Annotated in this window: 21 protein-coding genes; 12 read left to right on the top strand and 9 right to left on the bottom strand. The window is 71.8% G+C overall.

Annotation, left to right across the window (positions count from 1 at the left end):
- Window positions 1-120: 120 nt before the first annotated feature.
- From BLW84_RS40015 to BLW84_RS40005, 3 genes are all read left to right on the top strand, one after another.
- Window positions 121-1440 (top strand): uracil-xanthine permease family protein, encoded by a 1320-nt coding sequence (locus BLW84_RS40015; RefSeq protein WP_093276806.1) that lies wholly within the window; start codon window positions 121-123, stop codon window positions 1438-1440.
- A gap of 4 nt (window positions 1441-1444) precedes the next feature.
- Window positions 1445-2806 (top strand): amidohydrolase family protein, encoded by a 1362-nt coding sequence (locus BLW84_RS40010; RefSeq protein ID WP_245761716.1) that lies wholly within the window; start codon window positions 1445-1447, stop codon window positions 2804-2806.
- Between the two features lie 136 nt (window positions 2807-2942).
- Complete coding sequence (locus BLW84_RS40005) at window positions 2943-3653, top strand: sulfite exporter TauE/SafE family protein (RefSeq protein ID WP_093276802.1); 711 nt, start codon at window positions 2943-2945, stop codon at window positions 3651-3653.
- On the opposite strand, the gene BLW84_RS40000 is transcribed toward BLW84_RS40005, so the two are convergent.
- The 3 genes from BLW84_RS40000 to lysA all read right to left on the bottom strand — a co-directional run bounded on the left by BLW84_RS40000 (window position 3597) and on the right by lysA (window position 7323).
- Window positions 3597-4682, bottom strand: a complete 1086-nt coding sequence (locus BLW84_RS40000) for a LacI family DNA-binding transcriptional regulator (protein WP_245761715.1) — start codon at window positions 4680-4682, stop codon at window positions 3597-3599. The genes BLW84_RS40005 and BLW84_RS40000 overlap by 57 nt on opposite strands.
- Before the next feature lie 151 nt (window positions 4683-4833).
- Window positions 4834-5916: a substrate-binding domain-containing protein gene (locus BLW84_RS39995; protein ID WP_093276800.1), complete on the bottom strand. Its 1083-nt coding sequence runs from the start codon at window positions 5914-5916 to the stop codon at window positions 4834-4836.
- An 87-nt stretch (window positions 5917-6003) separates the two neighbouring features.
- Window positions 6004-7323 (bottom strand): diaminopimelate decarboxylase, encoded by a 1320-nt coding sequence (gene lysA / locus BLW84_RS39990; protein WP_425441818.1) that lies wholly within the window; start codon window positions 7321-7323, stop codon window positions 6004-6006.
- Between the two features lie 289 nt (window positions 7324-7612).
- Here lysA and BLW84_RS39985 point away from each other — a divergent pair, with 289 nt between their 5' ends.
- Entirely contained in the window at window positions 7613-9640 is a 2028-nt protein-coding gene (locus BLW84_RS39985; protein ID WP_245761714.1) for a primosomal protein N', read from the top strand.
- A 5-nt stretch (window positions 9641-9645) separates the two neighbouring features.
- Here the strand turns inward: BLW84_RS39985 and BLW84_RS46845 are convergent, their stop codons facing one another.
- Together BLW84_RS46845 and BLW84_RS39975 are read right to left on the bottom strand one after the other, a co-directional pair.
- On the bottom strand, window positions 9646-10212 hold the full coding sequence (locus BLW84_RS46845; protein WP_143061271.1) for a hypothetical protein: 567 nt from the start codon (window positions 10210-10212) through the stop codon (window positions 9646-9648).
- A gap of 290 nt (window positions 10213-10502) precedes the next feature.
- Window positions 10503-10985, bottom strand: coding sequence for a GNAT family N-acetyltransferase (locus tag BLW84_RS39975; RefSeq protein WP_093276790.1), 483 nt, complete (start codon window positions 10983-10985; stop codon window positions 10503-10505).
- 111 nt (window positions 10986-11096) lie between these two features.
- Between BLW84_RS39975 and BLW84_RS39970 the strand changes: the two genes are divergently transcribed.
- Entirely contained in the window at window positions 11097-11666 is a 570-nt protein-coding gene (locus BLW84_RS39970) for a GNAT family N-acetyltransferase (RefSeq protein ID WP_093276789.1), read from the top strand.
- Between the two features lie 16 nt (window positions 11667-11682).
- The gene (locus BLW84_RS39965) at window positions 11683-12120 is read left to right on the top strand and encodes an iron chaperone (protein WP_218157661.1); all 438 of its coding nucleotides are present in this window, start codon (window positions 11683-11685) and stop codon (window positions 12118-12120) included.
- 7 nt (window positions 12121-12127) lie between these two features.
- On the opposite strand, the gene BLW84_RS39960 is transcribed toward BLW84_RS39965, so the two are convergent.
- Complete coding sequence (locus BLW84_RS39960) at window positions 12128-13159, bottom strand: polysaccharide deacetylase family protein (protein WP_093276863.1); 1032 nt, start codon at window positions 13157-13159, stop codon at window positions 12128-12130.
- Between the two features lie 172 nt (window positions 13160-13331).
- Between BLW84_RS39960 and BLW84_RS39955 the strand changes: the two genes are divergently transcribed.
- Both BLW84_RS39955 and ggt read left to right on the top strand, forming a co-directional pair.
- Window positions 13332-14927: a putative glycoside hydrolase gene (locus BLW84_RS39955; RefSeq protein ID WP_093276784.1), complete on the top strand. Its 1596-nt coding sequence runs from the start codon at window positions 13332-13334 to the stop codon at window positions 14925-14927.
- A gap of 176 nt (window positions 14928-15103) precedes the next feature.
- Window positions 15104-16897: a gamma-glutamyltransferase gene (gene ggt, locus BLW84_RS39950; protein WP_093276860.1), complete on the top strand. Its 1794-nt coding sequence runs from the start codon at window positions 15104-15106 to the stop codon at window positions 16895-16897.
- Window positions 16898-17018: 121 nt separating this feature from the next.
- Here the strand turns inward: ggt and BLW84_RS39945 are convergent, their stop codons facing one another.
- A complete protein-coding gene (locus BLW84_RS39945) occupies window positions 17019-19793 on the bottom strand; it encodes a toll/interleukin-1 receptor domain-containing protein (RefSeq protein WP_093276782.1) in 2775 nt (924 codons plus the stop codon).
- A 45-nt stretch (window positions 19794-19838) separates the two neighbouring features.
- A complete protein-coding gene (locus BLW84_RS39940) occupies window positions 19839-20732 on the bottom strand; it encodes a DUF4231 domain-containing protein (RefSeq protein ID WP_177226956.1) in 894 nt (297 codons plus the stop codon).
- A 150-nt stretch (window positions 20733-20882) separates the two neighbouring features.
- Between BLW84_RS39940 and def the strand changes: the two genes are divergently transcribed.
- The 4 genes from def (at window position 20883) to BLW84_RS39920 (ending at window position 24426) form a co-directional block, all read left to right on the top strand.
- On the top strand, window positions 20883-21428 hold the full coding sequence (gene def / locus BLW84_RS39935) for a peptide deformylase (RefSeq protein WP_093276777.1): 546 nt from the start codon (window positions 20883-20885) through the stop codon (window positions 21426-21428).
- A 1-nt stretch (window position 21429) separates the two neighbouring features.
- Window positions 21430-22353: a methionyl-tRNA formyltransferase gene (gene fmt / locus BLW84_RS39930; RefSeq protein ID WP_093276776.1), complete on the top strand. Its 924-nt coding sequence runs from the start codon at window positions 21430-21432 to the stop codon at window positions 22351-22353.
- Window positions 22350-23762: an RsmB/NOP family class I SAM-dependent RNA methyltransferase gene (locus BLW84_RS39925; RefSeq protein ID WP_093276773.1), complete on the top strand. Its 1413-nt coding sequence runs from the start codon at window positions 22350-22352 to the stop codon at window positions 23760-23762. Before fmt ends, BLW84_RS39925 begins: the two co-directional genes overlap by 4 nt.
- Window positions 23763-23967: 205 nt before the next feature.
- Window positions 23968-24426, top strand: coding sequence for a nucleoside deaminase (locus BLW84_RS39920; RefSeq protein WP_093276771.1), 459 nt, complete (start codon window positions 23968-23970; stop codon window positions 24424-24426).
- Window positions 24427-24476: 50 nt separating this feature from the next.
- Here the strand turns inward: BLW84_RS39920 and BLW84_RS39915 are convergent.
- Window positions 24477-24767 (bottom strand): transposase (locus tag BLW84_RS39915; protein WP_143061270.1); only part of this gene is annotated, 291 nt, incomplete at its 5' end.

The following is a 24767-nucleotide window of genomic DNA, read 5'->3' as shown; positions in this document are numbered from 1 at the left end:
AATCGGTTTGGCCCTGGTGGTGGGCGTGGCGTTCACAGCGCCTCAAGCCTCCGGGGCAGTCCCGCGCCGACCGCCGGAGCGGTCGGCGAGCGCCCGGACTCAGCGCGAGGAGGCTCCGCAGTGTCCACACCGCATCCCGTCGATCAACGCCTACCCCTGGCCAAGCTGCTCCCGTTCGGCCTGCAGCACGTGCTCGTGATGGCCGCGACCCCCATCTCCAGCGTTTTCCTCGTCAGCAAGACGCTCGGCATGACGCCCGAGCTGACGATCAAGCTGCTGTCCGCGACGTTCGTGCTCGCCGGGCTGGGCACGCTCCTGCAGTCGTTCGGCCCGTGGCGCTTCGGCGTCCGGCTGCCGTTCGTGATGCTGCCCGGCGGCGCACCGGTCGTGCTCTTCCTGGCGATCGCCCAGGAACACGGCCTGCCCACGGCTTCCGGCGCCGTGATCCTCACCGGCGTCTTCTACTTCGTCGCGCTGCCGCTGTTCACCCGGCTGCTGCGGTTCTTCCCGACCGTCGTCATCGGCACCATGATCGTCATCGTCGGGGTGAACCTGGTGAAGGTCGGCGGCCTGCTGGTCACCGGCAAGCCCGGCAGCCCGGACTTCGGCAACCCCCGCGACCTGCTGCTCGGCTTCGCCACCGTGGCGTTCACGGTGCTGTTCCTGCGTTTCCTGACCGGGATGCTGCGGCAGCTGGCGGTCGTGCTCGGGCTCGTGGCCGGTACCGGCATGGCGGTGCTGCTCGGCGCCACCAGCTTCGGCGAGGTGGGCGCGGGCGGCGTGTTCAACCTGCCCGACCCCCTTCCGTTCGGTGCGCCGGAGTTCAGCCTGTTCGCCGCCCTGCCGCTGATGGTCTTCGCGCTGGTGTCGATGGCCGAGGCGACCGGTCAGACCGTGCTCAACGGCGAGATCGTCGGCAAGGAGATAGACCCCCGCCGCGACGTGCCCAGGACGATCCGCGGCGACGCGCTGATCTCGCTGCTGGGCGGCTTCTTCGGCACCTCGCTGATGGTGACCAGCGGCGAGAACATCGGCATCGTCCGGATGACCGGGGTGCGCAGCCGCTACGTGACGGCGGTCGCCGGGGTGGTGCTGGTGGTCATCGGCGTGGTCACCCCGATCGCCGAGGTGATCAACGGGATTCCGGCCGCCGTGGTCGGCGGCACCGCGATCGTCGTGTTCGCGGTCATCACCGTGCTCGGGATCCAGCTGCTGCGCCAGGTCGACCTCGCCGACCACGCCAACTCGGTGATCTGCGCGGTGGCGCTCGCCTTCGGGCTGCTGCCGATCCTCGTGCCGGGCGTGTACGACCGGCTGCCGTCGAGCCTGAGCACCTTCCTCGACAGCGGCGTCGCCGTCGGGGCCTTCGTGGCGGTGGGGCTGAACATCGCGTTCCACTACCTCCGCCGCTCGACCACGTCCACCACAACGGAGAAGTGAGATCGTGAACCGAGAACTGCTCGATGCCGCCGAAGTCCTGTTGCTGCCGGAGTTCCTGCTGCTGCCCGACGGCCCGGTCCGCGACCATGCCGTGGTCGTCGCCGACGGCGTGTTCCGCGCGGTCGGCCCCGCGGCGGAAGTCGTTGCGGCGCACCGGGAACTCGACCCGGTCCGGCTGGACGGCCGGTTGCTGATGCCGGGCTTCGTCGACGCCCACCACCACCTGACGCAGAGCTTCGGCAAGTCGCTGGCCTTCGGCGAGCCGTCGGAGATCTTCCGCCGGATCTGGGTGCCGCTGGAGGGCGCGCTGACCGAGGAGAACGCCTACGTCGCGGCGAAACTCGCCGCGCTGGAAGCACTTCGCGGCGGGTTCACCACCATCGCCGAGGCGGGCACCCGAGCGCCGGTCGACGTCGGGGTGGTCGCCGCGGCGACTCAGGACGCCGGGATCCGCTGCGTGCTCGGGCGGGTGTGCGACGGTCCGGACGAGGAGCACCTCGCGCGCTGGGCGGATTCGCCGCTGGTCCACCCGTCGCTGGCGATCCCGATCCCGGAGGCCGCGCCCGACGGCGTGCTGCGGGACGTGTCGCGGCTGTGCGCCGAGGCGGGCGCGGTGTTCCAGATACACGTCAACGAGCACCTGGCTTCCGTCGAGCGGTCGCTCGAGGCGCACGGGCGTCGGCCGCTGGAGCACTTGCACGAGATCGGAGCGCTGGGGCCGCAGGTCCTCGCGGCGCACGCCACGCTGCTGACCCCGACCGAGGTGCGGCTGCTCGCCGACACCGGCGCGGCGATCAGCTACAACCCGGTTGCGAGCGGGTGGAAGGGGAACGCGGTCGCGCCCGCCGAGCTGCTGTCGGTGTTCGGGGTCCGCTTCGGGCTCGGCACCGACGGCACCCGCGGCGACGCCTTCCGGCTGGTGGACGCAGCGGAGCTGGCGCAGCGGCTGGGATTCGGCTTGGCCAGCGGCGATTCCTCGTGCGGTGGCGGCTGGACCTGGCTGGAGCACGCGACGTCGCTCGGTGCCGACGCGGTGGGGCTGGGCGGGTTCACCGGCGAGATCGCCGCAGGCCGGGCCGCGGACTTCCTCGTGGTGGACCTGCAGGTCCCGGAGCTGTGCCCGTCCTGGGACCTGAGCTGGGAGCTGGTCCGGCTGGCCAACCGCGATCAGATCGCCGCCGTGTTCGTCGGCGGCAGGCTGCGGTTGTGGCGCGGCTTGCCGATCGACTGGGACGGCCCGGAACTCGTTGCGCAGGCTGCGAAGATGGCGCGCGAGGTGGTGGAGCGGGCGCCGTTGCGGCGGATCCACCCGGTGTCGGTCGAGCACCGCTCGCGCGTGTCGACGGGAATCGGAGGGCGGGCATGAGCAGCCCTGTGTCAACCCGAGTCCTCCTCAACCGCACCTCAGGGGAACGTGACGCGAACCAGCCACAAGGAACTGCGAAACGCGAGATTGAGCGGGACGCAGCCACAACTGTGAATCGCGGAGAGGCGGAACCGGCATGAGCGTCGCGGTGCTGGCGCTGATGGCGCTCGCCGTCGCCGTGGCGGCGTTCGTGCAAGGCGCCACCGGAGTCGGGTTCGCGCTCATCGTCGCGCCGGTGGTCGGGCTGGTGGAGCCGTCGCTGCTGCCGGTCTTCCTGCTGGTGCTGATGATTCCGCTCAACCTCTACATCGCCGGGCGCGAACGCGGCAGCCTGGACCGGGCCGGCGCCGGGTGGATCATCGCCGGCCGGTTCGCCGGGACCTTCGGCGGGCTGTGGGTGCTGGTGGCGGTCCCGGTGGGCCAGCTGAACCTGCTCGTCGGCGGCTCGACCGTGCTGGCGGCCGTCGTCACGCTGCTCGCGCCGAAGTTCACGCCCGGCCGGGGCGCGTTCCTCGCCGCCGGGGCGATCACCGGTGTCACCGAGACGGCCACCGGCGTGGGCGGGCCGCCGCTGGCGCTGGTGTACCAGCACCGGCCCGCCGCCGTGCTGCGCTCGACGGTCGCGGTCTGCTTCATCGCCGGCGAGGTCATCTCGCTGGCCGTGCTGCTGATCACCGGAAAGGTCGGCGCCGACCAGCTGTGGCCCGCCGCGGTGCTGCTGCCCGCGCTGGCGCTGGGTGCGGGCCTGAGCCGGTTCGTGCACCACCGCCTCGACGGCCGGCTGATGCGGCTACTGGTGCAGCTGTTCGCGATCGTCTCCGGCGTCGCGCTGCTGTTCGCCGGGTGAGCGCATCGTCGAGCGGCGCGCGATCAGGACGGGCTTCGGGTTGGTGATCACCTGCGGCGTGGTCTCCTGCTTGAGATTGGCCAGCAGGAGTTCGACGGCGCCGGCTGCGGCTTGCCCGAGGTGCAGGTCGATGGCGGTGAGCGGGGGCGTGCAGGTGCGGGCGCGCAGACCGTCGTAGCGGGTCGCCACCATGATGTCCGCCGGGACGCGGAGCCCGCGGTCGGTCAGAGCCCGCACCACGCCCACGGCGAACGCGTCGACGGTGGCGCAGATCGCGTCGACCTCCGGGTGCTCGTCCAGGAGCGCCGAGGCGGCAGCGCACCCGGCCTCCTCGCCGCCGGATTCGTCGGCCGTGACGATCAGCGGTGCGATCCCGTGGCGGTCGGCGAACTCCCGGTAGGCGTCGATCGCGTCCACGTACGAGTTGCGGTGGCTGCTGCCGACGAGCAGGGCGATGTGGCGGGCGCCCTGCTCGCGCAGGTGGTCCAGCAGCAGCCGCCCCACCAGCCGGGCCCGCAGGTCGACGTGGGGGAGGTCGGTGCCCGGCTGCCTGGCCAGCGTCACGATCGGCACGCCGCGGGCCTGCAGGCGCTTGGTCGTCGGGTCGTCCTGGTCGGGTTCGACGACGATCGCGCCGTCGATGTCCAGGGAGTCCAGCGGCGTGCCGGACTCCACCGGCGGGACTAGGACCAGCGCGTACCCGTGCAGCAGCGAGGTCTCGGCGGCGGCCGCGGCGACCTCCATGAAGAAACCCAGCCGGGACGGGCCGCCGGCCACCGCGACCGGCATCGACGACACCAGGCCGATGGTCCGGGACTGGCCGTGGCGCAACCGCTGCGCGCGCAGGCTCGGGTGGTACCCGAGCTCAGCGGCGACCTTCGCCACCCGCTCCCGCGTCCGCGGATCGACCTTGCCGATCCCGTTGAGCGCGTGGGACACCGTCGTCCGGGACACCCCGGCCGCCCGTGCCACGTCGGCGATCGTCGGCCGCGCCGCTCCCGGCATCACCATCTCCTCACGCTCGGGCACCCCGGCGGATCTTGCCCGACCGGGTCTGCGTCCGGCCAGGTCAGGACCCGTGAGTATTTTCGGTCGCTATCGCACCCAAAAGTACTCACGGGTCCTGACCAGGGGAAACCCGAGCTCCCATTGTTCCGAGTGGGTCAGGGCACGTCGCGGCTCAGGAGGTCCGCTTCGGTCTCGCGGCGGACCCACTGCTCGGTTGCGCAGTCGTCCACTGTTCGCGATCGTCTCCGGCGTCGCGCTGCTGTTCGCCGGGTGAGCGCATCGTCGAGCGGCGGGCCACCAGCACCGGATCCGGGTTGGCGATCACCTGCGGCCCGGTCTCCCGCTTCAGGCCCGCCAGCAGCAGTTCGACGGCGCTCGCCGCTGCTTGGCCGAGGTGCAGGTCGACGGCGGTCAGCGCCGGGGTGCTGGTGCGGGCGCGCAGTCCGTCGTAGCGGGTCGCGACCAGGACGTCCGCCGGGACGCGCAGTCCGTGTTCGGTCAGCGCCCGCAGCACGCCCACCGCGAACGCGTCGACGGTGGCGCAGATCGCGTCGATGTCCGGGTGCCCGTTCAGCAGCTCGGCGCAGGCGGCGTACCCGGCCGCTTCGCCGCCGGACTCGTCGGCGGTGACGACCACCGGTTCCATCCGGTGCCGGTCGGCGAATTCCCGGTAGACGGCGGTGATGTCCACGTACGAGTTGCGGCGGCCGCCGCCGACGATCAGGGCGATCCGGCGGGCGCCCTGCTCGCGCAGGTGGTCCAGCAGCAGCCGCCCGGCCAGCGGCGCCCGCAGGTCGACGTGCGGGATGTCGGAGCTCTGCTGCTTGCCCAGCGTCACGACCGGCACGCCCCTGGCCCGCAGCCGCCTCGTCGCCGGGTCGTCCTGGTCGGGTTCGACGACGATCGCGCCATCGATGTCCAGCGAGTCCAGCGGCGGATCGGCTGCCACCGGCGGGACCACGACCAGCGCGTACCCGTGCACCAGCGCGGCTTCGGAGGCGGCCGCGGCGACCTCCATGAAGAAACCCAGCCGGGACGGGCCGCCGGCGACCGCGATCGGCATCGACGACACCAGGCCGATGGTCCGGGACCGGGCGCGCAGGCTCGGGCGGTGGCCGAGTTCGGCGGCGGCGTCCGCCACCCGCTCCCGCGGTTCGACCTTGCCGATCTCGTTCAGCGCGTGGGACACCGTCGTCCTGGACACCCCGGCGACCCGCGCCACGTCGGCGATCGCCGGCCGCACCGGTCCCGGCATCGCATCTCCTCACCCTCGGCTGCGACCTTGCCGCATCGGGCGGGCGTTTTGCCGGGTCATTGGTCCTGGTCGGGCAAAATTCGCGCCTCAGGCCACGTCGCGGCGCAGCAGGTCGGTCTCGGTCTCGCGGCGGACCCACGGCTCGGCCGCGCCGTCGTCCACCGCGACCACCGGGGGCCGGCACACCAGGTTGTAGGTCGAGGCCATCGAGTGGTGGTAGGCGCCGGTGCACGGCACCGCCAGCAGGTCGCCGGCGCGGATGTCGACGGGCAGCACCGCGTCCGGGATCAGCACGTCACCGGCCTCGCAGTGGCGGCCGACGACGCTCATCGCGCGCTCCCGGGCCGCGCCGACCCGGCCGATCAGCCGCGCGGCGTAGCGCGAGCCGTAGAGCTCCGGGCGCGGGTTGTCGCTGAACCCGCCGTCGACGGCGACGAACGTCCGGCTGCTGCCGTGCTTCACCGTCACGACCCGGTACAGCGTGATCCCGGCGCGCGCCACGATCGCCCGGCCCGGCTCCAGCGTCAGCCGCGGCACGACGAGGCCGTGCTTGCGGCACTCGTAGTGCAGCACCCGCGGGATGCGGGCGGCGAAGCCGGGCAGGTCGAACTCCGCGTCGCCGGGCCGGTACGCCACCGCGTGCCCGCCGCCGATGTTGAGCTGCGGCAACGTGATGCCGTGGCGCACCGCGATCTCGGCCAGGAACGCCGTCAACCGCCGCACCGCCTCCTCATAGCCCGCCACCTCGGAGATCTGCGAGCCCAGGTGGCAGTGCAGGCCCACCAGCCGCAGCTCGGGCCGCTGCAGGACCTTCGCCACCGCCGCGGCGGCCTGCCCGCCGGCCAGCGAGAGCCCGAACTTCTGGTCCTCCACGCCGGTGGCGACCGCGCGGTGGGTGTGTCCGTCGATGCCCGGCGTGACCCGGACCAGCACGTCCTGCGCGCCGACGATCCGGTCGATCTCCGCCGGCGAGTCCACCACCACGCGCCCGACCCCGGCGTTCGCCGCGGTCCGCAGTTCCCGGTCGGTCTTCGCGTTGCCGTGCAACAAGATCCGCTCCGCCGGGAAGCCCGCGGCGAGCGCGGTGGCGAGCTCGCCCGCGGAGCAGACGTCCAGCGACATGCCTTCCTCGGCGAGCAGCCGGGCCATCCGGCGGCACAGGAACGCCTTGCCCGCGAAGGCGATCTCGGCGTCCATCGAGCGGTACGCGCGGCACCGGGCGCGGACCGCCTGCACGTCCAGCACGTAGCCGGGGGTGCCGAACCGTTCGGCGAGCTCGGTGAGCGAGACGCCACCGACCGTCACGTCGCCGGAGGGCAGCGCCACGGCGCTCTCCGGCCAGATCGAATCGGGCAGCTTCCTGGGCAGGCTGTGGCGGAAGGTGGGCAGGAGTTCGGCGAGAGTCACGGCGATTTCCTCGGCGCTCGGGGGTGGATGGCTCATGCAGTTCCGCCTCTCCGCGTTTCACAGTTGTGGTTGCGTCCAGCTCAATCCCGCGTTTCGCGGTTTCTTGTGGCTGGTTTGCGTCACGTTCCCCTGAGGTGCGGTTGAGGAGGACTCGGGTTGCACAGGGCTACTCATGCCTACGCCCGGTCGACCGGGGCCGAGGTGGTTCCGGGCGCGGTCCTGACGCCCGGCTCGCCCGTTCTGACGCGCTGTTGACAGGCGCGTCCGGGGGCTCTGGTAGAGAAGAGGCATGGCAGGTGCACAACCCCGGAAGCGGAAGGGGGAGACGGCAGAGCGGACCGCGGCGGAGACCCGCCCGGTGGCCCGCGTGCTCGTCGACGTCCCGCTGCCGGTGCACCTAGACCGGCCGTTCGACTACCTGGTGCCCGACCGGCTGGACGCCGACGCGGTCCCGGGCTGCCGGGTGCGGGTGCGCTTCCGGGGCAAGCTCGTCGACGGCTACCTGCTGGAGCGAAACGAGACGACCGACTTCCAGGGCACCCTGTCCTGGGTCGAGCGGATCCCGTCGCCGGAGCCGGTGCTGACCCCGGAGCTGCTGGAGGTCGCCCGCGCGGTGGCCACCCGCTACGGCGGCATGCTCGCGGACGTGGTGCGCCTGGCGATCCCGCCCCGGCACGCCGGGGCCGAGAAATCGGCGCCCCGCGAACCCGGCCCGCCACCGCCGCGACCCGATGCCGGGGCGTGGGCCCGCTACCAGCACGGACCGTCCTTTTTAGACGCAATGCACGCGGGGCGGTCGGCCCGAGCGGTCTGGCAGGCGCTGCCCGGCGAGGACTGGCCCGCCCGGCTGGCCGAAGCGGCCGCCACGGCAGCGGCGGCCGGGCGCGGCGCGCTGATCGTCGTCCCCGACCACCGGGACCTCCAGCGGCTGCAAGACGCCTGCACCGCGCTACTCGGCGAGGACGGCGTCGTCGCCCTCGCCGCCGACCTCGCCCCGTCGATGCGCTACCGCCGCTGGCTGGCGGTGCTGCGCGGCGCGGCGCGCGTCGTGATCGGCACCCGCGCGGCGATGTTCGCGCCGGTCCACGACCTGGGCTTCGCGGCGGTGTGGGACGACGGCGACGACCTGCACAGCTACCCGCAGGTGCCCTACCCGCACACCCGCGACGTGCTCACCCAGCGCGCGCACGCGGCGGGCGCGGCGCTGATCGTCGGAGCCTTCGCCCGCACCGCCGAAGCGGCGCTGCTGGCCGAATCGGGCTGGGCGCACGAACTCGTCGCGCACCGCACGGACGTGCGGGCAGCGGCGCCGCGGGTGACCGCGATCGGCGAGGACGACACCCAGCTGGCGCGGGACCCGGCGGCGCGCGCAGCGCGGCTGCCCTCGGTGGCGTTCGAAGCGGCGCGAGCCGCGCTCACCGCGGGAGCGCCGGTGCTGGTCCAGGTGCCGCGGCGCGGCTACGTGCCGGCGCTCGCGTGCGGCGACTGCCGCGAGCGGGCGAGGTGCCGCCGGTGCGCGGGGCCGCTGGCGCTGCCGGGAGGCAGCGAAGGCGGAGCGCCGAAGCCGGCGGCGTGCAGCTGGTGCGGAGCCGCGGAAGCGGCGTTCAAGTGCGCCTCGTGCGGTTCGCGGCGGCTGCGCGCCGTAGCGGTCGGCGCCAGCCGCACCGCGGAGGAGCTCGGGCGGGCGTTCAGCAACGTGTCGGTGCGGACCTCCGGAGCCGGCGAGATCCTGGCCTCGGTGCCCGCGAAGCCGGGGCTGGTGGTGTGCACTCCCGGCGCCGAGCCGGTCGCCGAAGGCGGCTACGGCGCCGCGCTGCTGCTGGACGGCCGGACCCTGCTGGGCCGCCCAGAGCTCCGCTCCGCCGAGACGGCGCTCCGGTTGTGGTTCGCGGCCGCCGCGCTGGTCCGGCCCGCCCGCGACGGTGGGCGAGTGGTGGTCATGGCTGACTCGTCGCTGCAGCCCGTGCAGGCGCTGGTGCGCTGGGATCCGGCGTGGTACGCCTCGCTGGAACTCGCCGAGCGCGCCGAGCTCGGCTTCCCGCCGGCCCGCCGCGTCGCGGCCGTGGACGGCACGCCGGAGGCGATCGAGGCGCTGCTGGACTCGGCGGATCTGCCGCCGACGGCGGAAGTGCTCGGCCCGGTGCCGCTGGGCCAGGTCGACGAGGACGGCAATTCCGAGCGGGAACGCCTGATCGTCCGGGTGGACCGGGCCGAAGGCCGAGCCCTGGCGGGCTCCCTCCACGCGGCCCAAGCGGTCCGGGCGGCCCGCAAGGCCACGGAACTACAGGTCCGCCTGGACCCGCTGGAAATGCTGTAAGGCCATCATTCCGCTTCCAGTGCCAGGCTCAGGACCTCGGCGGCGATGACAGCATTGCGGCTTCTGCCGAATGGTTCGACTTGTACGTTGGTCACCAGCGTGCCGTCCTGCCGCGATCCGTAGCGGTAGCCGGTGAACTCCACAGCCCGGTAACGTCGCACCTCCTTCGGCAACTCGAGGATGTTGCCGGTGCCGTGGACGTCCACGAGATCCTTGAATTCGGCGGCATTCTCGGCATTGGGCATGTCGACCACGGAAACAGCCACCAGTACCGAGGCGCCGCTCGGGGAAACCAGCTCGGCCATGAAACGATGTAGCGATCGGCAAGGATGGGTGGAGAAGAAGCCCTTGACCTGACCGTACGACTTGTTCTTGCAGGATCCGAACTGTGATCTCGAGTTGTACTTGACCTGATACCCCTTGGCCTTCAGCCTGGCGAACGTTCGAACTTCGACGCTGCGGGCGGTGCCTTTCGAGGTTTGCGTAGGCCGACTGCGTAGTGCGGACAGTGCATCCACGGATGCTGTGCCACCACCGCCCAACGCGATCGTTCCGCCGACAACGCCTGCCATGACCACACCCGTGGATCTTTTGCGGCGGGTGTAGCTGCCAACCTCCTTTCCGCTGCGTGTCGTGTACCCGCTTACATGCTCCCGGGCCATCTGGTCCCCCATTCCTGTGTTGCCGTCAGGCGGCAAGTGGGACCAGATTCAATTACAGTCGGTGTCTACTTGAAAGGGGTGTCATTCGAATGGATCAAAGAATCTAACTCGATTGGCCTAATGTTGCGTATTCGAACGGTAATTATTCTTGGGTGGTTGATGGCTGAGCGCAGATTCTGCCGCATCGCCAACATGATGGCTCAAGTAGGTCCCCGGAATGTGGTGTCGGAGCGCTCGACCACCGGCTTGCGGAAGAAGACCCGGTGGTAGCCGTCCTGTTCGGCGCGGCCCGTTTCCACGTAGCCGTGCCGCGGGTAGTAGGCGAGGTTCTCCGCCATGACTTCGTTGGTGTACAGCCGGATCTCGGTCATCCGCTGCCGCGCCGCCTCCCGCTCGGCCAGCGCCAGCAGGTCGCGCCCCAGTCCCCGGCCCTGGGCGTCGGGATGCACCGCGACGTTCTCCAGCAGCATCACGTCGTCTTCGGGCACGAGCACCAGCATCCCCAGGACTCGGTCGCCTTCCTCGGCGACCCAGACCTGGTGCTCGCGAACCGCGGCGGAGTAGTCCGCGACCACCGGGGCCGGAGGCCGGTCCATGCGCCGGGCGTAGAGCGAGTACGCCGACCGCGCGAGATCCTCCAGCGCGGCGACGTCCGGCAACCGTGCCTCCCGGAACGCGACCACGCCCCATCGTCGGCAACCACCCCGACCCCGCGCAACCCCCGGCGGGTTCCGGAAAATCGGTGGCCGGGGATTCGGGGGTGTGCTGGGATTCGCGGGTTGAGAGGAGCCTTGATGGGGCGCGTTCTGCTGGAGACCGAGCGGCTCGTGCTGCGGGAGTTCGGGCTCGACGACGTCGACGACGTCTTCGCCCTCAACAGCGATGCCGAGGTCATGCGGTACATCAACGGCGGCGCTCCCGTCACCCGGGCCGAGACCGCCGACGAGGTCCTGCCCTCGTACCTCGGGTACTACGAGCGGTTCGGCGGGCTCGGGAAGTGGGCGGTCGTCGAGAAGGCCACCGGCCGGTTCGTGGGCATCCTCATGCTGCACCCCGCTCCCGACGGGCCGCTCGACGACGTCGAGCTCGGGTACCGGTTCCACCGGTCCGCGTGGGGCCGGGGCTACGCGACCGAAGGCGCTTTCGCGTTGCTGCGCAAGGCGTTCACCGACCTCGGGGTGCGGCGGGTGTTCTCGCAGGCGATGACCGTGAACCGGGGATCGTGGCGGGTGATGGAGAAGGTCGGCCTGCGCTACGTGCGGACGTTCGACTACGACTGGCCCGACGGCCCCATCGAGGGCGCCGAGCACGGCGACGTCGAATACGCCGCGACCCGCGAGGAATGGCTGGCTCGGCACCCGTAGCCGTTCGTGCGGCCGGGTGAGTGCTCTGGATCGCCACAGCGACGCGAAGTGCTCACGAGCCGCCGCGTTCGCGGTTGGGCTTTCCGGCGTGGTGCGCAGTTCGGCTGCCGACGTGGACGGCTACCTGGCCGAGGCTCCGGTGGCACGCCGGGAAGCGTTGTCCGAGATCCGGGCCCTGTGCCAGGCCGAGTTGGCCGGGTTCGACGAGGTCATGGCTTACGGGATGCCCGCGTACCAGCGCGACGGCACCGCCGAGATCGCTTTTGCCTGTCAGAAGCAGTACATCTCCGTCTACCTCGTGCGCACCGATGTTCGGGACGCCTTCGCGCGGCGGCTCGCCGGGCACGACATGGGCAAGGGGTGCCTGCGCTTCCGCAGGGCCGATGCGATCGACTTCGACCTGCTCCGCGACCTGCTGCGCGCGACGGCGGCGACCCGGGGTCAGATCTGCTGAACCGCCCTCAGTACCGGTAGAGCCGGTCGCCGACCGCCGCCGAAGGCCCGGTGCTCCCGCCCGCCGGGGCGGAGATCCGGTCCGGGTCGCCGTCCGAGGTGTAGCGGCGGCCCGGGTCCGCGGCGAGCTTGTCCAGCCACGCCGTCGAGCCGTACTGCGCGTCCTGCCCGGCCGGGCCCTGGGAGCGGATTCGGGGCACGTTCGCCGGGTCGAAATCCGCCGACCACGGCGACGGCGCGGGATTCGAGCCGACCAGCATGACGCTGTCGAAGTGGTAGTCGACGCCCTCCGCCGAGCCGTCGCCCGCGAGGCGCTCGTCGTCCGGGTGCACGCCCAGCGGCAGCGCGATCGACCGGACCTGCGCGCCCGGGACGGCGTCCGCGATGAGCCGTTGCATCCCGGCGATCTGGTGCCGCACCTCGGCATCCGAAGCCCGGCCCAGGTTCTCGTGGTCGAGCGTGTGGTTGCCGATCTCGAAGCCGTGCTCCTGCAACCAGCCGAGGCTGCGCCGGCCGCCGGGCTCCTCGAACGGCGGGTTGTTCACGTAGCAGGTCGCCACCGGGCGGAACCCGGGATGCGCTGCGGCGACGTCCAGCAGGATGCGGATCCCGGTGCCCGCCGCCGGTTCCCCGGCACCGTCCAATGTGAACTGGCTGATCGAGCCGTCGTCGAAGGTGAGCACCACCGGGTGCTTCCCGGCCGGGATGTCGAACCGCCCCGTGGCGTACTCGGTCGCCGTCACCGGCACGTAGTCCTCGGCGGCGAGCCGCTCCAGCTCCGCGCGGAAGTCATCCGGGCTGCGGTCGTAGACGCTGCGCGGCGTCGGCGTGATCCGGTGGTACATGAGCACCGGGACGTCGCCGAGCTCGTTCGCCCGCACCGATTCCGGCGTCGGGCGGGGGACGGGATCCGGCGGCCGGACGACCGCGTTGGGCTGGGGCTGGACGATCTCGCCGCCTTGGCCGGAGCCGCAGGCCGCGAGCAGGGCCGCCGCCGTCACCACGACGCCGGCGCGCGCTTTCCGCACTGCTGATCGCATCTCCTCCAACGGTAGAGACCGGCTTTCCCGCTGGGGATACTCCAAGTGGTCATTGATCTTCCGGGCCATGGCTGCGAAGGTGGAGCGGCCGGTCGTCGGCCGGCTCCAATTTGATCACGCACGAATTTCGTGCAGCCGCGCGAGTTCGCCTGGAGTCGGGGAGGCGAAAGCGATGTCGGATGCTGATTCCGGTGCGGCCCGCGCCAAGGCGGTGCGGGCCGACAGATTCGCGTTGTTCGGGGCGGGCGCCATTGCGCTGCTGTTCCTGGGCTTCCTGCTGGTGAGATCCATGTCCACAGAGGACGTGGAGATATCCGGTCTGCCGGACCGGCCGATCGCGCCCGCCGAGGTGGGTTCGATCCAGATCCGCTCCGGTGCGGCCGATGGCGTGCGGGTGCTGCTGGACGGCCGCGAGGTCGCCGCAGCGGACCGGCAGGGTGCCCTCGCGGTGCAGGCCGCGGGCCTGCCGGACGGGCCGCACGAGCTGCGCGTCGTGGTGCCGCGCAGCCCGTCCTGGTTCGGCTCGGACACCACCACTCGGACGTTCACAGTGGACGGTTCGCCGCCGGCGCTGCAGGTCGAGGACTCGCTGCGGCCGGACGGGCCGAACCGGCCGGTAACGGTCGTCGGCACGGTGCAGGGCGCCGCGCAGGTCACCGTGGCCGGGCGGCTCGTGGTGCCGGATCCGCAGGGCGGGTTCAGCGCGGTCGTCGACCGGCCCGATCGCGAGGTCCAGGTGGTCGCGACCGACGCGGCGGGCAACCGCGCAGAGAAGACGATGACCGTCCACATCAGACATCCCGGGATGCGCGCGGTGCACCTGACCGGACTGGCCTGGACCAGCGACTCGCTGCGCGAACCCGTCCTCGCGATGGCCCGGCAGGGCAAGATCGACACAATCGAACTGGACCTCAAGGACGAGAGCGGCGAGGTCGTCTACGACTCGGCGGTGCCGATGGCGCACCAGATCGGCGCCGTCAAGGGCTACTACCAGGCCCGGCAGGTGCTGGACCAGCTGCACGGCATGGGCGTGCGGGTGGTCGGCAGGCTGGTCGCCTTCAAGGATCCCGTGCTGGGCGCGGCGTCCTGGAACGGCGGGCACCCCGAGCGGGTGGTGCAGACCGCCGACGGGCGGCCCTGGACCAGCGGCGTCTACGGCAGCTACGCGTTCACCAACTTCGCCGACCCCGTGGTCACCCGGTACAACATCGACATCGCCGCCGAGGCCGCCGCGCTGGGCTTCGACGACGTCCTCTACGACTACGTGCGACGGCCCGACGGGCACATCGAGCAGATGCGCATCCCCGGCCTGACCACCACGCCGGAGGCCGCGATCGCCGACTTCCTGCGGCAGACCCAGCCGGAGGTCCGGTCGCGGGGCGCGCTGCTGGGCGCGTCGGTGTTCGGCATCTCGGTCGACCGGCCCACCGAGATCGCCCAGGACATCAGGCAGATCTCGCGATTCGTCGACTACATCTCGCCGATGGTCTACCCGTCGCACTGGGGACCGGGCGAGTTCGGCGTCGGCAACCCCAACGCCCAGCCCTACGACATCGTGGCGCGCTCGCTGGCGGCGTTCGCCAAGGCGGTCGAGGGCACCGACGTGCAGATCATCCCGTGGCTGCAGGACTTCAGCCTCGGCGTCTCCTACGGCCCGGCGGAGGTGGCGGCGCAGATCGACGGGGCGCGGGCCAACGGCATGAACTCGTTCCTGCTGTGGGCGGCCAACTGCCGCTACCACGACGCGGCCCTGGGCCCGGCGGGCTAGCGCCGGTTCCGCGCGAAACCGTCACTCAGCGTGCGGGCGTCCGGCACCGGCGGCAGCCGGGCCCGCGAACCTCTCGCGAAATATCCCTCCAGCACGGCAGAAGCTTGCCGTGGGGCAGTTGTATCGGCGGCGCAGACTGTGCAGAGTATGCGGCATTGTCGATGTTGGAGGTGGCGATGTCCGTGAGGCCCGTTCGACTCACCCTGGCCGCGATCACGTCGTGCGCCCTGGTCGCGCCGGTGGCGCAGGCGGCGCCCGGCGGGCCGCCGGCACCGCCCAAGCAGGCCGAGGCGGTCGGCTACGGAGGCGCCGTGTCCAGCGTCGACCCGTACGCGACGCAGGCCGGGATCGAGGTGCTCCGGCGCGGCGGCACGGCCACCGACGCGGCGGTCGCGGTCGCGGCGGCGCTGGGCGTCACCGAGCCGTATTCGGCCGGCGTCGGCGGCGGTGGCTTCTTCGTGCACTACGACGCGAAGACCGGCGCGGTCGAGACCATCGACGGGCGCGAAACCGCGCCCGCCAGCCTCCGCGAGGACTCGTTCCTGGAGAACGGCAAGCCGATCCCGTTCGGCGAGGCCGTCACCAGCGGGCTCGGCGTCGGCGTGCCGGGCACCCCGATGACCTGGCAGGCGGCGCTGGACCGCTGGGGCACCAAGGACCTCGCCGAGGTGCTGCGCCCGGCGGAGCAGCTGGCCCGCAAGGGCTTCGTCGTCGACGAGACGTTCCGCCAGCAGACCGCCGAGAACCAGGAGCGCTTCAGCGCGTTCCCCGCGACCCGCGACCTGTTCCTGCCCGGTGGGAAGCTCCCCGAGGTCGGCAGCGTGCTGCGCAACCCCGACCTCGCCAACACCTACCGCACCCTGGGCACCAGGGGCATCGACGCGCTGTACCACGGCGAGATCGGCGAGGACGTCGTCAAGACGGTGAACCAGCCGCCGGCCGACCCGGCCGCGAACCGCAAGGTGCGCCCCGGCGGCATGACCGCCGACGACCTCGGCGACTACGGCGTGAACGAGCAGGCGCCGACCCACGTGAACTACCGCGGCCTCGACGTCTACGGCATGGCGCCGGTCAGCTCGGGCGGCACGACCGTCGGCGAGGCGCTGAAGATCCTGGAGCGCACCGACCTCTCCGACGGGGACAAGACCGCGTACCTGCACCGCTTCCTGGAAGCCAGCAAGATCGGCTTCGCCGACCGCAACCGCTGGGTGGGCGACCCGGAGTTCAACGACGTGCCCACCGAGGAGCTGCTCAGCGCGGACTTCGCCGCCTCCCGGGCCTGCCTGATCAGCGACGACGCCGTGCTGGCGACCCCGGTCGCGGCCGGCGACCCGCACAACCCGCAGGGCTGCCAGGCGGGCACCGCCGCAGGCGCCGAGCCCTACGAGGGCCCGAACACCACGCACCTGACCGTGGCCGACGCCTGGGGCAACGTGGTGGCCTACACGCTGACCATCGAGCAGACCGGCGGCAGCGGCATCGTGGTGCCCGGCCGTGGATTCCTGCTGAACAACGAGCTGACCGACTTCAACTTCTCGCCGGTCACCCCGGGCCAGCCGGACCCGAACCTGCCGGGCCCGGGCAAGCGCCCGCGCAGCTCGATGAGCCCGACGATCGTGCTGCAGGACGGAAAGCCGCTGCTGGCGGCGGGCAGCCCGGGCGGCGCGACGATCATCACCACCGTCCTGCAGGTGCTCACCGGCCGCCTGGACCGCGGCCTGTCCCTGGTGGACGCCATCGCGGAGCCCAGGGCGTCGCAGCGCAACTCGGCGCAGACCGAGGCGGAGCCGGGCTTCCTGGCCCAGTCGGAGGCGGAGAAGCTGAAGGCCATCGGCCACCAGTTCAAGACGACCGCTGAGATCGGCTCGGCGACCGGGGTGGAGCGACTGCCCGACGGCCGCTGGATCGCGGCGGCGGAACGCGAACGCCGCGGCGGCGGAGCGGCGGCAGTGGTGGTCCCGGTCCGCTGACACCGCGACTGGTGAACGGGGCCGTGATCGTTTCGGGGTTCTAGAGCACCCCAAAACGATCACGGCCCCGGGCCTGCGATCCGGCCTTCCGGTGGCGGCGCGGTGGTGGTCACAACGTGGTTCAGGGCGTGCAGGCTGGTGATACCTCGATGCCTCCGAGGTGCTGAGCCCGCTCCGGGCCTTGCAATTCTCCCGCGCCGAGAGCGCAAAGGGCAGTCCTCCACTGGTCCGGCCGGACCGCCCATCGGTGCGGTGCGCCGGTTGCGGCGACGACGAGGTCGCCGTCGTCGGTCAGCGCGGGCCGGGTGCTGTGGACGTGGTTCGCACCATCCACCGCCCACGTCCCGATCAGGGCACCGGTCGACACGTCCCAGAACCGGATCGCGTCGTCGCCGTCGATGAGGGTGCCGCCGTCCGGGCTGAAGGTGAGCAGGCCCGCGCCGGACAGCTCCGGCGGCTGCATCTCGGTCGCGAGCGTGCCGTCGAGATCGCGCAGGAAGATCCGGTTGTCGATGTCGGTGAACGCGATGCGGCCACCGTCCGGACTGATCGCCAGATCCCGGACCCGGAAGCCGCCGCCGACTTCGCCCACCCGGCTCAGCTCCTGGCCATCCCACCGGTACACCCCGATGATCCCCAGCACGCCGTCCTCCACCACGGCGACCGTGCGGCCCTCCCGGTCGGTGGCGAAACCGCCTTCCAATCCGGGTACCTCGACCTTGCCGATGACGTCGCCACTCCTCACGTCGACGATCTCCGGCCCGCCGTCGCGGTCGACCAGGACCGCGTGGTCCCCGGACAGGAAGCGGATTCCGGCCGACCCGTAGATGCTGTTCTGCGCGTCGTACGTGCCGCTGAACCGCTGGAGTTCCCGGCCGGTGTCGAGATCCCAGATCCCGGCCTGGCCGCCGACCTGCAGTGCCAGCCGAGTCCCGGCCGAGTTCAGCGCGACCCGGATCTCCCACGAGGAGATATCACCGGGGGCGGTGGTGGTCGGCAGCGTGCGCTCGACGGTGCCGCTGGCCAGATCCCACACCTGCGCACCGCCCGCACCTGCCACCACCGCCCGGCGACCGCCCACGGCGAGCGCTTCGAGCTCGAGATCGCCGAGCTGCGTCGGCTGGGAGATCACGCGCGCATCGGAACGCGCCGACAGCAGGCTGACGCCGTTGTCGGTGGCGGCGACCCCGACCAGGTCGCCGTTCGCCGACAGCGCCAGGCCCAGCACCGGCGTCGTCTCCTCGGTGAGCTGGACCGGATTGCGCAGGTTCCGGTCCAACGCGATCATGCGGAACGAGCGGTCGGCGATGGCCACCGTCGACCCGTCCGCCGAGATCGCGACGCTGTCGACACCGCCGGGGTGGTGCATCGAGGCGACCTGCGCCCGGTTCGCGAGATCCCAGAGCTGCACCTGCTCGCCGTCGGAAACCACCAGCAGTCCGCCACCGGCCGCGGCTTCGCCTCCGGTGGCCGGGAGGGCTTCCTGCGGCAGCCACGACCCGGTCGCGACATCTACCGGGAGCAGCGCGGACATGGTCGACCCGGCGAGGCCGGACCCCGCGTGCCCGACCAGCAACCGCCGGCCGTCCGGGGTGAAGACCAGCGGTGCCGACACCTCGACCGGTGCCTCAGCCAGCAGGGTTTCTTCACCGGTTCGCAGGTCCCACACCTGCGGAGGCCGGGTGCTCGCTCCCGCGTCTCCGTCGATCGCGGCGAGCAGGGAGCTGTCCGGGGACACCGCGATGCGGGGGAAAGGCGACTCGTGGACGAGGTCGCCCACCTGCCGGCGCGTCGCGACATCCCAGATCTGGAACCCGCCGCCGTCGTGGGCGATCAGCGTGCGCCCGTCGGGCGTGAACTGAAGCGCCTGCACACCTGGCTGCGGCTGTCGCAATTCGCCGATGACCCGACGCTGCCGGGTGTCCCACAACGAGATCCGCGCGTCTTCGCCGGCCGCGAATGCGAGCAGCGAGTCGTCCGGGCTCAAGCTGACGTGCGACTGCGGTGGCGAGGCCGCGGGGCGGTTCGCATGGACCTCCTTCTCCGGCGGCCGGACGAAGGACACCACGCGCCGGTTGCGGTTCAGCACCGCCATCAAAGCGCCGCGCGCCTGCGTGGTGGGAGCGGAACTGTAAGCCACGCCCGCCAATTGGGCGGCGAGCCGTGCGTTCGGCTGTGCCAGGGACTCGGCCGCCAGCGCGCGGGAGAGCGCGACCCGAGCCTGGTCCTCGGCGCGATTTCGTTGCTGCACCGCCAGGATAGAAGCCACCCCCGCGATCAGGGTGAGAAGGCACAGCAGCGCGACCAAGGATCGCGCAACGTACTTCCGGCGGCGGTGCAGCCGGATGTCCTCGCTGTCCAGCTCGTCGGGCGGCACATCGCGGACCGGCGCGACGAGCTTGCACACCGCACTGCGGAATTCGGCGTGGCGCAACGACAATGCGTCCCGCCGACGAGCAGTCGCCAACGGCACGCACAGCGGTTCGCTGTCAAACCAGCCGCTGAGCCCCGGCGGCAGGGCATTGGTTCGCGACCAGTCGAAGTCGCCGTCACCCCAGTTGACCTCGCCGCCGGCCACCGCGATCAGGAAGTTCGCCGGCGACCGATGTTCCTGCCAGAGGCCGACCTCCCGCCGCACCCATTCCGAACGCGCCGCGTTCGGCGAGGCCAGGAGGATGAAGTACCGCGAATCCAGCAGCCCCCGCTCGATCGACTTCGGCAGCGAACCCGCCGAGAGGCTTTCCGCGTCGCGGAAGACGCGCATCGCCCTGCGCCGGAAATTGGGCCTGGCGAGCCTCGTCAGGCCCTTGTACAACGCGGCTGCCACGTCCTTGTCCGCGTGGCTGTAGGAGATGAACGCGTCGTGCCCGGGCGCATCGACTGAGATGTGAGTCACATGGCGACCTTATCGATGTCGATCACGGGAAGAGGACGTTCGCGGTCACTGGGACCGGTTGGCGTGCCACATGGTGTGCTCGCGGCTGATCACCGACTCGGCGTCGACCACCGCCGCCGACCACTGCTGCTCGTCCAGGTCCCGGTCGAGCAGGTTGCGGACCACCGCCAGCTCGTGGGACGCCACCACGTACGCCGTCGCCGTCGCGCTGTGCTGGCGGGTGGCCGTCCACGCCGCGAACGCCGAGACCGCCGCGGCCACGATGCCCGCCAGGTCGAAGTCGACCACCCCGAACGCCTTCGCCAGCGCGCCCGCGACGCCCACCACCTCCATGACCAGCATCGTGGTCCGGAAGACCCGTGCGCTGCGCTGGTGGAAGCGCGCCTTGTTCGCGTACCAGTCCTGCTGGTCCAGCACCCGGCCGACCAGGTACGCCTCCTTGCGCTCGGCCAGCGGCGTCGCGCGCATCGCCCGCATCTTGGCGGTGATCGTCGACGCCGTGCTCGGCAGCAGCGGAACCTTCGGCATGTCGTGCTGCAGGATGCGGATGCGATCCATGAACTCGTCGTCGGCCTGCTCGGCGTCCGCCGGGAACGGCGCGGCGCCCGAGACGTAGCGCCAGGTCAGGGTCTTGACCGATTCCGCGAGCGCGCGACCCTCGTACCAGACCTTGTCCGGCCGGGTGCCCACGATGGCCAGCTCGATCACCATCGCGCCGACGAACGCCAGCGCGGTGCCCACCGCGAACAGATCGATCTGGGAGTCGCCGATGCGCAGCGCGAACGCGGCGAACGTCGCGGCCGAAACGGTCAGCACCAACCGGGAGCGGACGGCCCGCAGGAAGGTGCGCTGCTGGTGCACCGAGGCGCCGTCGGCCGCCTGGAACAGCCCCGGGTAGTCGGCCGGGGTCAGGGTTTGAAGCTGATCGGTACTGGACATGCACGCTCCGTGACTCGGGTCTCCCAGTGAATCGTGGCGGAGGACCGCTCCGAAAGCGGCCATTCCAGCGGAACTCCCGCACCGCCGACCCGGGCCGGGTGACGACTAGACTCGTCGGGTCCGTCAGTAGTAGACGTTCCGGGAGCCCATGTGACCGTCCAGCCGATCAGACTCTTCGGCGACCCCGTGTTGCGCACCAAAGCCGACGAGGTGGTCGACTTCGACAAGGAGCTGCGCATCCTCGTCCAGGACCTGTGGGACACCATGGAGGACCAGGGCGGCGCCGGGCTGGCTGCGCCGCAGCTGGGCGTCGGCCTGCGGGTCTTCACCTACCACTGCGACGGGTTCGCCGGGCACCTGATCAACCCCACCTGGACCGCGATCGACGACGAGGAGCAGTTCGGCCAGGAGGGCTGCCTGTCCATCCCCGGCATGTACTGGGACTGCCTGCGCGCCCGCAACGTGGTGGCCCGCGGCTGGAACATGCACGGCGAACCGGTCGAGGTCGAGGGCACCGACCTGCTCGCCCGGTGCATCCAGCACGAAACCGATCACCTGGACGGCGTGCTGTTCGTCGACCGGCTCGACGAGCAGACCCGCAAGGCCGCGATGCGCGAGATCCGCAAGGCCGAGTGGTTCGACGGCAACGCGCCGGTGATCAAGGAAAGCCCGCACCCGCTGTTCGGGGGTCGCTGACATGCGCGTGGTCTTCGCCGGCACCCCCGCCCCCGCCGTGCCCGCGCTGCAGGCGTTGCTGGACTCCGGCCGCCACGAGGTCGCCGCGGTGATCACCAGGCCGGACGCTCCCGCCGGCCGCGGTCGAAAGCTGCTGCGTTCCCCGGTCGGCGCGCTCGCCGACGAGCACGGCATCGAGGTGCTCACGCCCGCGCGCGCGTCCGACCCGGACTTCCTGGCGCGGCTCGCGGAGCTGGCCCCGGACTGCTGCCCGGTGGTGGCCTACGGCGCGCTGCTACGGGAGAAGGCGCTGGCCGTCCCGAAGTTCGGCTGGGTGAACCTGCACTTCTCGCTGCTGCCCGCGTGGCGCGGTGCAGCCCCGGTGCAGGCGGCCATCCGGCACGGCGACGAGATCACCGGGGCCAGCACCTTCCGGCTGGTGCGCGAGCTGGACGCCGGCCCGGTCTACGGCGTGGTCACCGAGGAGGTGCGCGCCACCGACACCGCCGGTGAGCTGCTGGACCGGCTGGCGGTCTCCGGCGCCGGGCTGCTGGCCGCCACCTTGGACGGCATCGAGGACGACACGCTCCGCGCCGAGGAGCAGCCCGGCGACGGCATCAGCTACGCGCCGAAGGTGACCGTCGAGGACGCCAAGGTCGACTTCGCCGCGCCGGCCGCCGCCGTGGACCGGCTGATCCGGTCGGTCACCCCGGACCCGGGCGCCTGGGCGCTGCTGCGCGACGAGCGGTTCAAGCTCGGCCCGGTGTCCATCATCGAGGACGAGCTGCCGCCCGGGGAGATCCGGGTGGAGCGGCGGCGGGTGCTGGTCGGCACCGGGACGTCCGCGGTCGCGCTGGGCGAAGTGCAGGCGGCGGGCAAGAAGCGGATGGCCGCCACCGACTGGGCCCGCGGGACCCGCATCGAGCAAGGAGAACGGCTCAAGTGAACGATCGCCGCCACCGGCCGTCGAGGCCGGCCAAGGCCCGCCCGCCGCAGCGCAAGTCCGGCCCGGCCCGGCCGGTGGACGTCGACCCGGCCCGCCTCGCCGCGGTGGAGACGCTCCGCGCGGTGCGGGAGCGCGACGCGTACGCGAACCTGGCGCTGCCGCCGCTGCTCAAGCAGCGCCGCATCAGCGGCCGGGACGCCGCGCTGGCCACCGAGCTGACCTACGGCGCCTGCCGCGCGCAGGGCCTGCTGGACGCCGTCATCGACGACTGCAGCAACCGGCCGCTGGCCGAGCTGGACCCGAAGATGCTCGACGCGCTGCGCCTCGGCGTCTACCAGCTGCTGCGCACCCGGATCCCGGCGCACGCCGCCGTGGCCTCCACTGTGGACATCGTGCGGTTCGAAAACGGTTCCAAGCTGGCCGGTTTCGCCAACGCCGTGATGCGCCGCGCCGCCGAGCTCGACGAGCAGGGCTGGGTCGACAAGCTCGCCCCGGCACGTGCGGAGGACCCGGTCGGCCACCTCGCGATGCGCTACGCGCACCCGAGGTGGATCGCGCAGGCCTTCGCCGACGCGCTCGGCCCCGACGAGCTGGAGGCGGCGCTGGCCGCCGACGACGCCCGGCCCGCGGTGCACCTGACCGCCCGCCCGGGCGAGATCAGCGCCGACGAGCTCGCCGCGATCACCGGCGGCGACCCGGCGCCGTACTCGCCCTACGGCGTGCGGCTGGAGGCGGGCGCCGGCGACCCCGGCGACCTGGAGCCGGTGCGGGAAGGCTTCGCCGCCGTGCAGGACGAGGGCAGCCAGCTGGTGGCGCTCGCGGTGACCCGGCCGGAGATCGAGGGGCCGGACCTGCGCTGGCTGGACCTGTGCGCGGGCCCGGGCGGCAAGGCGAACCTGCTCGGATCGCTGATCACCCTCGACGGCGGTTCGCTCGACGCCGTCGAGCAGGCGCCGCACCGCGCGGACCTGGTGCGCAAGGCCACCGAGGGGCTGTCGGTATCGGTGCACGTCGCCGACGGCCGCGACCCGGGCCTGGAACCGGGCTTCGACCGCGTGCTGGTGGACGCGCCGTGCACCGGGCTGGGCGCGCTGCGCCGCCGCCCGGAGGCGCGGTGGCGGCGGCAGCCGTCGGACGTCGGCGAGCTGACGAAGCTGCAGCGCGAGCTGCTGCTGTCGGCGATCAAGCTGACCCGCCCGGGCGGCGTGGTGGCGTACGTCGTGTGCTCGCCGCACCTGCCGGAGACCGAGGGCGTGGTGTCCGACGTCGTGCGCCGCACCGGCGTCACGCAGCTGGACGCGCGCGAGTACTTCCCGGACGTGCCGGACCTGGGCGACGGGCCGGGCGTGCAGCTGTGGCCGCACCGCCACGGCACAGACGCGATGTTCTGCGCCCTGCTGCGGGTGTGACAACGTCGCCGCACCCGGGGGGCTCTCCCGATTTTGCCTAAAATTGGGAGCATTTCGCCCTCGGCGCCCGGTGCGCGAGGCCAGTGAGTTCCCGATTTTGCCTAAAATTGGAAACGTTCTGCCCCGGCCGCGTGGAGGTGGGGCTCCCCGATTTTGCCTAAAATTGGGGAGATCCCGAGAGCGGGTTTTCGAGGAGGGGTGCGTTGTGTCCGAAGAGGACTACCGGCGGTGGCTGGCCGTCGCGGTCGCGGAGGCCAAGGCCGGGCTCGCCGAGGGCGGGATCCCCATCGGCGCGGCGCTGATCGGCGCCGATGGGCAGGTGCTGGGCAGCGGGCACAACCGCAGGGTGCAGGACGACGATCCGTCGGTGCACGGCGAGACCGCGGCCTTCCGCAACGCGGGGCGGCAGCGCTCCTACGCCGGGACGACGATGGTGACGACGCTGTCGCCGTGCTGGTACTGCAGCGGACTGGTGCGCCAGTTCGGGATCGGCCGGGTCGTCGTCGGCGAGGCCCGGAACTTCCACGGCGGCCACGACTGGCTCGCCGAGAACGGCGTCGAGATCGTGCTCCTCGACGACCCGGAGTGCACCCGCTTGATGGCCGACTTCATCGAGGCCAACCCGCGCCTCTGGTACGAGGACATCGGCGAGGACGCGGACTGACGGGGCTCGCCCCATTTCCGCCGCTGACCGCCTGTGCGTGCTTTGTGCTGCTATAGAGGCTGTTTTGGATCTTGTGGTTGGTGTTGTGGTAGATGTGCGAGGCGGCGGGTCATGTGGATGATGGCGGCCCAGTGGACCATGGTGGCGTGGTGTTGGGGGAGGCGTTCGTAGTCGCGGGCGCAGCGTCGGCGTCGGCTGATCCAGGTGAGGGTGCGTTCGATGACCCAGCGTCGGGGCAGGACTTGGAAGCCTTTCTGGCCGGGTTGGCGGTAGACGATCTCCACCGTCAGGCCGAGGATGGTTTTGGTGTCGCGGCCGGTCAGAGGGCCTTCGTAGCCTTG

This window comes from Saccharopolyspora shandongensis (assembly GCF_900106995.1).
Lineage (GTDB): Bacteria > Actinomycetota > Actinomycetes > Mycobacteriales > Pseudonocardiaceae > Saccharopolyspora > Saccharopolyspora shandongensis.
Note: the sequence above shows the minus strand (reverse complement) of the source record. Positions and strands in the feature narration are given on the sequence as shown.

Bases quoted from the DNA above. Each gene is read 5' to 3' on its own strand.
- BLW84_RS40005 (WP_093276802.1), top strand. From the start codon at position 2,943: ATGAGCGTCGCGGTGCTGGCGCTGATGGCGCTCGCCGTCGCCGTGGCG.
- BLW84_RS39995 (WP_093276800.1), bottom strand. From the start codon at position 5,916: ATGCCGGGACCGGTGCGGCCGGCGATCGCCGACGTGGCGCGGGTCGCC.
- BLW84_RS39985 (WP_245761714.1), top strand. From the start codon at position 7,613: ATGGCAGGTGCACAACCCCGGAAGCGGAAGGGGGAGACGGCAGAGCGG.
- BLW84_RS46845 (WP_143061271.1), bottom strand. From the start codon at position 10,212: ATGGCAGGCGTTGTCGGCGGAACGATCGCGTTGGGCGGTGGTGGCACA.
- BLW84_RS39970 (WP_093276789.1), top strand. From the start codon at position 11,097: ATGGGGCGCGTTCTGCTGGAGACCGAGCGGCTCGTGCTGCGGGAGTTC.
- BLW84_RS39960 (WP_093276863.1), bottom strand. From the start codon at position 13,159: ATGCGATCAGCAGTGCGGAAAGCGCGCGCCGGCGTCGTGGTGACGGCG.
- BLW84_RS39955 (WP_093276784.1), top strand. From the start codon at position 13,332: ATGTCGGATGCTGATTCCGGTGCGGCCCGCGCCAAGGCGGTGCGGGCC.
- ggt (WP_093276860.1), top strand. From the start codon at position 15,104: ATGTCCGTGAGGCCCGTTCGACTCACCCTGGCCGCGATCACGTCGTGC.
- BLW84_RS39940 (WP_177226956.1), bottom strand. From the start codon at position 20,732: ATGTCCAGTACCGATCAGCTTCAAACCCTGACCCCGGCCGACTACCCG.
- fmt (WP_093276776.1), top strand. From the start codon at position 21,430: ATGCGCGTGGTCTTCGCCGGCACCCCCGCCCCCGCCGTGCCCGCGCTG.